The following is an 8729-nucleotide window of genomic DNA, read 5'->3' as shown; positions in this document are numbered from 1 at the left end:
CCAGGCCAACTACGCCGCCGCCAACGCCTACCTCGACGCCCTCGCCACCCACCGCCACACCAACGGACTGCCCGCGACCTCCCTCGCCTGGGGCCTCTGGGCCGAGAACAGCGCACTCACCGGCGGCGTGGACGACACCGCCCGAGCCCGGATGGCCCAGCGCGGAATCCTGCCGCAGGCCACCGCGGAGGCACTCGCCCTGTTCGACTCCGCACTCGGCACGGACCTGCCGGTCACCGTGCCGGCCCGGTTCGACCTCGCCGCACTGCGGCAGCGCGCCGCCGACACGGGCGTCCAGCCGCTGCTGCGCACCCTGGTCGGTCCGATCCCGCGCCGCAGCGCGCACACCGGGCCGGCCGACGAGCACGGACTACGGGCCCGCCTGGCCGGCCTCTCCCCGGAGGCCCAGGACCAAGCCCTGCTCGACCTCGTCCGTGCCCAACTCGCCACCGCACTGCACCACTCCGAGCCCGAGGCGATCCCGGCCCACCGCGGCTTCCTGGAGCTGGGTCTGGACTCGCTGACGGCTGTCGAACTCCGCAATGCGCTCGCCCGCGCCACCGGCCTGCGCCTGCCCGCGACCGTCGTCTTCAACCACCCCACGCCGACCGCGCTCGCTGCCTACCTGCGCGGTGAACTCCTGGGCGAAGGGCGGGACTTCGCCGCACCGGCGGCCACGGCGGCAACGCCCGCCGACCAGGAAGCGATCGCCGTCGTCGGCATCGGATGCCGGTTCCCCGGCGGGGTGACCACGCCCGAGCAGCTCTGGCGGCTGGTCGCCGACGGAGTCGACGCGGTCGGCGAGTTCCCCGAGGGCCGCGGCTGGGACATCGAGGACCTGTACGACCCCGACCCCGACGCCCCCGGCAAGACCTATGCCCGCCAGGGTGGCTTCCTCCACGACGCCGACGAGTTCGACGCCGAGTTCTTCGGCATCAGCCCCCGCGAGGCCCTCGCCGTCGACCCCCAGCAGCGCCTGCTGCTGGAGACCAGCTGGGAGGCCATGGAGCGGGCGGGAATCGCCCCGGACACCCTGCGCGGGACACCGGTCGGGGTGTTCACCGGTGTCATGTACTACGACTACGGCACCCGCCTGGCGGACCGGACCCCGGACGGCTTCGAGGGCTATCTCAGCACCGGCAGCGCCGGCAGCGTCGCCAGCGGCCGGATCTCCTACACCTTCGGATTCGAGGGGCCGGCCATGTCGGTCGACACCGCGTGCTCCTCCTCGCTGGTCGCCCTGCACCTGGCCGTCCAGGCGCTGCGCAACGGCGAGTGCACCATGGCCCTGGCCGGCGGCGTCACCGTGATGGCCACGCCCACCACCTTCCTGGAGTTCAGCCGGCAGCGCGGACTGTCGCCCGACGGCCGCTGCAAGTCCTTCGCGGGCGGCGCCGACGGCGTCGGCTGGGCCGAGGGCGCGGGCATGCTGCTGCTGGAGCGGCTTTCCGACGCCCAAGCTGCCGGACACCCGGTGCTCGCCGTGATCCGCGGCTCCGCCGTCAACCAGGACGGCAAGAGCAGCCAGCTCACCGCGCCGAACGGCCCTTCCCAGGAGCGTGTCATCCGTACGGCGCTCGCCGACGCGCGGCTCACCGCCGACCAAGTGGACGCCGTCGAGGCGCACGGCACGGGCACCACCCTCGGCGACCCGATCGAGGCGGAGGCACTGCTCGCCACCTACGGTCGGGCGCACGACGCCGAACGGCCGCTCTGGCTCGGCTCGTTGAAGTCCAACATCGGCCATGCGCAGGCCGCGGCCGGTGTCGGCGGCGTGATCAAGATGGTGCAGGCGATGCGCCACGGCGTGCTGCCCAGGACCCTGCACGTGGACGAACCCACCCCGCACGTCGACTGGGAGTCCGGCGCGGTCTCGCTGCTCACCGAGGCGCGCGACTGGCCGGAGACCGGGCAGCCGCGCCGCTCCGCCGTCTCCTCCTTCGGCATCGGCGGCACCAACGCCCACATCATCCTGGAGGCCGCGCCCGCCCCGGCGCTCATCGAGACCGGAACCGGGCCGGCCGAGGACACCCCGGACGCCGTGGCGCCGCTACTGCTCTCCGGCAGGAACGAGGCCGCACTGCGCGACCAGGCCACCCAGCTCGGCGCCTACTTGGCCGAGCGTGAGGGCGCGGATCTCGCCCACGTGGCACGCGCCCTGGCCTCGGGGCGGACGCTCTTCGCGCACCGCGCGGTGGTGTTCGGTGCGGACCGGGCGGAGCTGCTCACCGGACTGACCGCAGTCGCCGAGGGTTCGTCCAGCCCGCACGCCGTCCAGGGGACGGCACGCGGCGGCAAGCTCGCCTTCCTGTTCACCGGACAGGGCGCGCAACGCCTCGGCATGGGCCGCGAGTTGTACGACACCCAGCCCGTCTTCGCCACTGCCTTCGACGAAGCCTGCACCGCACTGGACCCGCACCTGGAGCGGCCGCTGCGCGAGGTCGTCTTCGGCGACGAGGACGCCCTCAACCAGACCCGCTACACCCAACCCGCGCTGTTCGCCCTGGAAACCGCTCTCTTCCGCCTCTACGAATCCTGGGGCATGACACCCGACTTCGTCACCGGCCACTCCATCGGCGAACTCACCGCCGCCCACGTCGCCGGAGTCCTCAGCCTCGGTGATGCGGCCCGACTGGTCGCGGCCCGGGCCCGGCTGATGCAGTCCGCCCCCGCCGGCGGCGCCATGATCGCCATCCAGGCCACCGAAGACGAACTCCGCGAACACCTCACCGACACCGTCTCCATCGCCGCCCTCAACGCACCCGACTCCACCGTGATCTCAGGCGACCCCGAAACCGCCGAGCGAATCGCCGCACACTTCAAGACCCTCGGACGCAAGACCCGCAAACTCACCGTCTCCCACGCCTTCCACTCCCCCCACATGGACCCCGTCCTCGACGCCTTCCGCACCGAGGCCGCCCAACTCACCTACCACCACCCCACCATCCCCGTCATCTCCAACCTCACCGGCCAACTCGCCGACCAGCTCACCGCCCCCGACTACTGGACCCAGCACATCCGCCAAGCCGTCCGCTTCACCGACACCCTCCGCACCCTCGCCGACAACGGCGTCACCACCTTCGTGGAACTCGGCCCCGACCCCGTCCTCACCGCCCTCACCCACACCACCCTCGACGAGGCCAACCCTCTCGCCATCAGCACCCTGCGCAAGGACCACCCCGAAACCCACACCACCACAGCGGCCCTCGCCACCCTCCACACCCACGGCCACCCCGTCACCTGGCCCACCCTGGACGGCACCACCGATGCCACCGACCTCCCCACCTACCCCTTCCAACGCGGGCGCTACTGGCTCCACCCCACAGCGGCAGCCGACCTCAGCACCACCGGCCTCGCCTCCGGCGGCCACCCGCTGCTCGACGTGGAGATCGAACTGCCGGACGGCGGAAGCCTGTTCACCGGAATCCTCACCCTGAAGCGCCACCCCTGGCTGGCCGAGCACGCGGTGTACGGCGGAGCGATCCTCCCGGGTGCCGCGTTCGCCGAGATCGCGCTCGAACTCGCGAACCGGTTCGGTCTGGACGGCGTCGAGGAACTGGTCCTGGAACAGCCGCTGGCGCTGCCCGAGCAGGGCGGTGTCGAGGTGCGGGTGTCCGTCGGCGCCGTCGACGCGGAGGGCGGGCGTTCGCTCACCGTCCACTCCCGGCCGCAGGTGGCCGACGGGCTGGAGCCGCACGACTGGGCGGGCAACGCCACCGGCCGCCTGGGTGCCTTGGCCGCACCGTCGGCACCGGGCGCGACCTGGCTGCCGGACGGCGCCGAGCCGGTGGTCGTCGAGGAGCTCTACGCCCGTGCGGAGGACGCGGGCATCACGTACGGAACCGCGTTCCGCGGTCTGACCACGGTCTGGCGGCACGGCGGGGAACTGTACGCCGAGGTCACCCTGCCCGCCGGGCTGGAGCCCGCCGGCTTCGGCGTCCACCCGGCGCTACTCGACGCCGCACTGCACCCGATCGCCATGCTGGACCAGGGCGGTACGGACGCCGGCGCTCCCGCGCTGCGGCTGCCGTTCGCCTGGAGCGGCCTGCGGCTGAAGGGCCGCGCGGCCGAGCGGTTGCGGGTGCGGATGTCGCCGAGCGGTCCGGACACGGTGGCGGTCACGCTGACCGATCCGGTCACGAACGCGCTGGTCGCGGCCGCCGAGGCACTGACCGTCCGGCCGGTCGACCCGGCGGTCTTCCGCCGCTCGGGTGTCTCGGACCCGCTGTACCGACTGGCCTGGTCCCCGCTCACCGCTCCGGCTCCGGCTCCGGCTCTGCGGCCCACCGCCCGGTACGCGGTCCTCGGCACCGTACCCGAGCAGGTGGCCGCGCTCGCCGCCGGTAGCGCAGCCCACCCGGACCTGGCCACCCTGGCGGAGGAGTTGGCCGGCGCCGCCGCCGACGTGCTGTTCGCCCCCGCCCCGACCGACGCGGCCGGCGCGACCGGCGCGACCGGCGCGACCGTCGATCCGGTGTCGGCCGCGCACGGCACGGCCGCGTCCGTACTCGCCCTGGTGCAGGACTTCCTCGCGGACGAGCGGCTCGGCCAGGCCCGTCTGGTGGTCCTGACCACCGGTGCGGTCGACGCACAGGATGCGGACCTGGCAGCGGAGTTGGCGCACTCGACGGTGTGGGGCCTGGTGCGCAGCGCGCAGTCCGAGCATCCGGACCGGTTCGTGCTGATCGACCACGACGGCACCGACGCCTCCTACGCCGCCCTGCCGGCGGCGCTGGCCGCGGACGAGGACCGGTTCGCGCTGCGCGCAGGGGCGTTGCTGGTGCCGCGGCTGACCAGGGCCGCCGTGGACGACCTCGACGTGAAGGCCGCCACCTTCGACCGGGACGGCACCGTCCTGATCACCGGCGGCACCGGCACCCTCGGCGCCCTCCTCGCCAAGCACCTCGTCACCACCCACGGCATCCGCCACCTCCTGCTCGCCACCCGACGCGGACCGGAAGCCCCCGGAGCCGCCGAACTCGCCGCCGAACTCGCAGAGTCGGGCGCCACCGTCACCATCACCGCCTGCGACACCACCGACCGCAAGGCAGTCGACACCCTGCTCGCCGACATCCCCACCGACCACCCCCTCACCGCCGTCATCCACACCGCCGGCATCCTCGACGACGCCACCCTCACCACACTCACCCCCGACCAACTGCACACCGTCCTCCGACCCAAGGTCGACGCCGCCTGGCACCTCCACCAGGCAACCGAACACCTCGACCTGCGGGCCTTCGTCCTCTACTCCTCCGTCGCCGGTGTCGCGGGCAGTCCCGGCCAGGCCAACTACGCGGCCGCCAACTCCTTCCTGGACGCCCTCGCCGCCCACCGCCGGGCCGCCGGCCTGCCCGCCCATTCCCTCGCCTGGGGCCTCTGGGCGCAGGAGTCCGGCATGGGCGGCACGCTGGACGCCCGGGAGCGGGAGCGTCTACGCCGGGCGGGGATCGCACCGCTGGCGACGCACCGCGCGCTGAAGCTGTTCGACGCCGCGCTCGGCGCCGACGCCCCGCTACTGGTGCCGATCCGGGTCGACACGGCGGCGCTGCGCTCCACCGGTTCCGTCCCGGCGCTGTTCCGCTCGCTGGTGCGTGTGTCGCCCGAGTCCGGTGACGGCGGACGGGCCGACCGGGGGGCCCTTCGGGACCGGCTGGCCGGACTGTCCCCGGCCGAGCAGTCCGATCTGCTGCTGGAAACCGTCCGGGCCCGGATCGCCGCCGTCCTGGGCCACAGCAACCCGCTCGCGGTGGGGGCCGACCGGGGCCTGATGGAGATGGGCATCGACTCGCTCACCGCCGTCGAGTTGCGCAACTCCCTCGGTGCCCTGGCCGGTCTCCGGCTGCCGACCACCTTCGTCTTCGACTACCCGACACCGAACGCGATGGCCCGCCGGCTGCACACCCTCCTCGGCCCGGACACCACGGCGGCACCGGAGGAGGACGAGGAAGCCGTCCGCAGGACCCTGACCACCATCCCCCTCGCCGAACTGCGAACGGCAGGCCTGCTGGACGCCCTGCTACGCCTCGGCCGAACCGCTACCCCGGCCACCACACCCCCCACCGCCACGGCCGACCACACCGCCTCCATCCGCGAGGCCGACACGGACGAACTGATCCGCATGGCCCTCGCCCAAACCGGAGGCACCGCCTGACGCACCCCACCCCCACCCGAAGGGGCGTGCCGCCACCACCGGCGCCACGCCTCTTCGGCCCCCCTTCACCCCCGACCACCACCGCTGTCTCCACACAACCGAGTCGGCCTTCCGCAGGGCCGAGATGCTGGCGATGGGGTCATTCCGCCCTCCCGAACGAACCGACCAGTAGGATGACCGTACGTATGCTGGCCGTCACTGGCCATCAGGGGGTAGGGGGCCACATGAACGACATCCACATCCGTACGGAAGTGCTACGGCAGTCTGCGGCCGGCCTCCAGGGGGCTGCGGCGGCCGTAGGACCCGCCGAGCACTGGCTGGACAACAGCTTCACCGCAGCGGCCACCATGACCGCCTGGGAGTCCGGACCGGCACTCAAGGACTGCGCAACCGCGTGGCAGACACACATGAAGTCTGCGCTCGACCAGCTCCACGCCTATGCGGAACAGCTGCGCAACTCGGCGCACCTGTACGACAAGGCTGAGCAGGAGGCCACCCGTCGACTCACCGCCGCCGTCACCGATCTCCAGGGGACCGGGCAGTGAGCATGAACATCGCAGCACTCAGGTCTGCCCGCAGCATCGACGTGGACGCGGCCGCCAACTCCTGGCTCGCTCTCTCCAAGCAGGCCTGGCAGGCCGTCAACGACATCCACGCCAACGGCGTCGACCCGCTCAAGGAGAACTGGAAGGACCGCGTCGGCGAGGCCGCCGGCCGCAAGCTCGAGGAGCACGCACGGATCCTGGAGGCCGGAGCGGACATCATGCGCGGTGTCGTCATGGTCCTCGACGCCCTCAGCGCCAGTATCACCCGGGCGAAGCTGACCATGAACTCCGCCCTCGACATGGCCAAGCAGTACGGTCTGACCGTCGACGAGGCCAGCGGCACGGTCCACTCCGGCTCCGGTGGCGCGGACGCCTCCACGGACAGCGCGGTCCAGGAGATCAACGTGATGCTCCAGGAGGCCCTGCGCGAGGCCGCCCAGGCCGACAAGCTGGCAGCGGCCGAACTCCGCAAACTCGCAGCCGCGACCTGCGAGACCGACCCTCGGAAGGCGCTGGACACCCTCCAGCGCGAGGCCTCCCAGGTCGAGTTGGCCATGTACACCGGGGGTATTCCCAGCGGTGAGGATCCACGCCTGGTCGCCGACTGGTGGAAGGCGCTGACCGACAACCAGCGCAAGCAGCTGATGCTCTCCGACCCGGTCACACTGGCCAACCTGCCCGGCATCCCCGACGACGTGAAGGTGGGCCTTCGCGGAGGCCCCAACGCCAAGTACGACCGTGTCAAGACGGTGCAGTGGGCGCTGGACCACTGGGACGACACGAGCATCGACGTCTTCGGGGACAACTGCACCAACTTCGCCTCGGAAGCGCTGCGCCAGGGCGGTCTCCACGCCAAGTGGGACGGGCTCTGGGGCTGGCGGGGAGACGACACCTGGGGGCGCAGCGAGGACGCCGGCGGTGACTGGCTGTCCCAGCGGGTCGACTACTCGAAGAGCTGGGCCGGCGCACAGAACATGCACGACTTCCTGATGCGCCACGGCAGTGAGGAGATTCCGCCGGATCAGGTCAAGCCCGGGGACATCGTCTACTACGAGGAGGACTCCGACCACGACGACCAGGACAAGAAGGGGGCCGTGCACCACACCGCGGTCGTCACGGCCGTGACTCCGGACGGAGACATCCGGTACACCCAGCACAGCGGCGGCCAGAAGAACGCCAGCGTCGGCGGGCGGATCGACGCCTTCCAGGAACAGCGCGGCCACCAGAAGCTGCACTTCGTCCGCGTCAACCCGGACTGGTACTAGCGTTGTCGGACGAACAGCACTCCCCCCGCCGGTTCCGGGCCCGGGGCCCACTGCTTCTCGCGTTCGCGAGCTGGCTGTGCACCGTGCCCACGGTCATCGCGGATGGCGACGTCCATGCGCTCGTCAGTCGGTGCCATGACAGTCCCGGAGCCCCGGCCTACGTCCTACCGCTGGCCTGGGCCGGCTGTGCGTTGGGGATCGGCGTGCTCTGCTGGGGTGGTTGGCAGGTCTTCGCCGCCGTACGGCGGAAGGCACTGCGGTTCAGCCTGGGGCACGGCCTGCTCTGCGTCCTCCTGCCGGTGGCGATCATCGGCGTCCCGTTCCAGTACGCCCTGGCACAGACCGCCGCCCACGACACCGGCCCGCAACGGAGCAGCTGCTTCGGGAATGGCCCGCTGACCATCACACTCGACGCGGCGGGAGTCGTCTCCCGAACACACCAGACGGTCTGACCTTCTTCAGTGCGTTCGGGGCCGGGCAGACCTGCTCGGCCCCGAACACACTGCCGTGGACCGGGCACGCAGGCTGCACCGTCCGCTCAGGCAGAGCAGCAGCGCAAACGTTCGTCAGCCGCACCTCCTGTCAGCGCTCCCGCCCGCGCGGCTTCAGCGGCATCGCGGGCAGGTCCGGGGCGGGCAGGCGGTAACCGGCGTAGCCGTGGACCTCGCCGAAACGGGTGCCCGTCATCCAGTCCGTGCGGGCCTGGGCGATGTCCTCCGTCGAGCGGCCGATGAAGTTCCACCACATACCAAGCGCGTGTCGGCTCTT

General features: G+C 72.1%; 4 protein-coding genes and 1 pseudogene. 4 read left to right on the top strand and 1 reads right to left on the bottom strand.

Annotation, left to right across the window (positions count from 1 at the left end):
• The 4 genes from ACZ3TI_RS40295 to ACZ3TI_RS40280 all read left to right on the top strand — a co-directional run.
• On the top strand, positions 1-6151 hold a 6151-nt coding region (locus ACZ3TI_RS40295; protein ID WP_465735472.1), incomplete at its 5' end, for a type I polyketide synthase.
• Positions 6152-6375: 224 nt separating this feature from the next.
• The gene (locus tag ACZ3TI_RS40290; RefSeq protein WP_465735470.1) at positions 6376-6696 is read left to right on the top strand and encodes a type VII secretion target; all 321 of its coding nucleotides are present in this window, start codon (positions 6376-6378) and stop codon (positions 6694-6696) included.
• A 2-nt stretch (positions 6697-6698) separates the two neighbouring features.
• Positions 6699-7961: an amidase domain-containing protein gene (locus tag ACZ3TI_RS40285; protein ID WP_465735468.1), complete on the top strand. Its 1263-nt coding sequence runs from the start codon at positions 6699-6701 to the stop codon at positions 7959-7961.
• Between the two features lie 83 nt (positions 7962-8044).
• Complete coding sequence (locus ACZ3TI_RS40280; protein WP_465735466.1) at positions 8045-8413, top strand: hypothetical protein; 369 nt, start codon at positions 8045-8047, stop codon at positions 8411-8413.
• A gap of 130 nt (positions 8414-8543) precedes the next feature.
• Here the strand turns inward: ACZ3TI_RS40280 and ACZ3TI_RS40275 are convergent.
• Positions 8544-8729, bottom strand: a pseudogene (locus tag ACZ3TI_RS40275) (pirin family protein); the annotation flags it as partial.

Source organism: Kitasatospora sp. NPDC023120, from assembly GCF_055560835.1.
Note: the sequence above shows the minus strand (reverse complement) of the source record. Positions and strands in the feature narration are given on the sequence as shown.

Excerpts from the sequence above, each read along its gene's own strand:
- ACZ3TI_RS40290 (WP_465735470.1), top strand. The coding sequence starts at position 6,376 with ATGAACGACATCCACATCCGTACGGAAGTGCTACGGCAGTCTGCGGCC.
- ACZ3TI_RS40285 (WP_465735468.1), top strand. The coding sequence starts at position 6,699 with ATGAACATCGCAGCACTCAGGTCTGCCCGCAGCATCGACGTGGACGCG.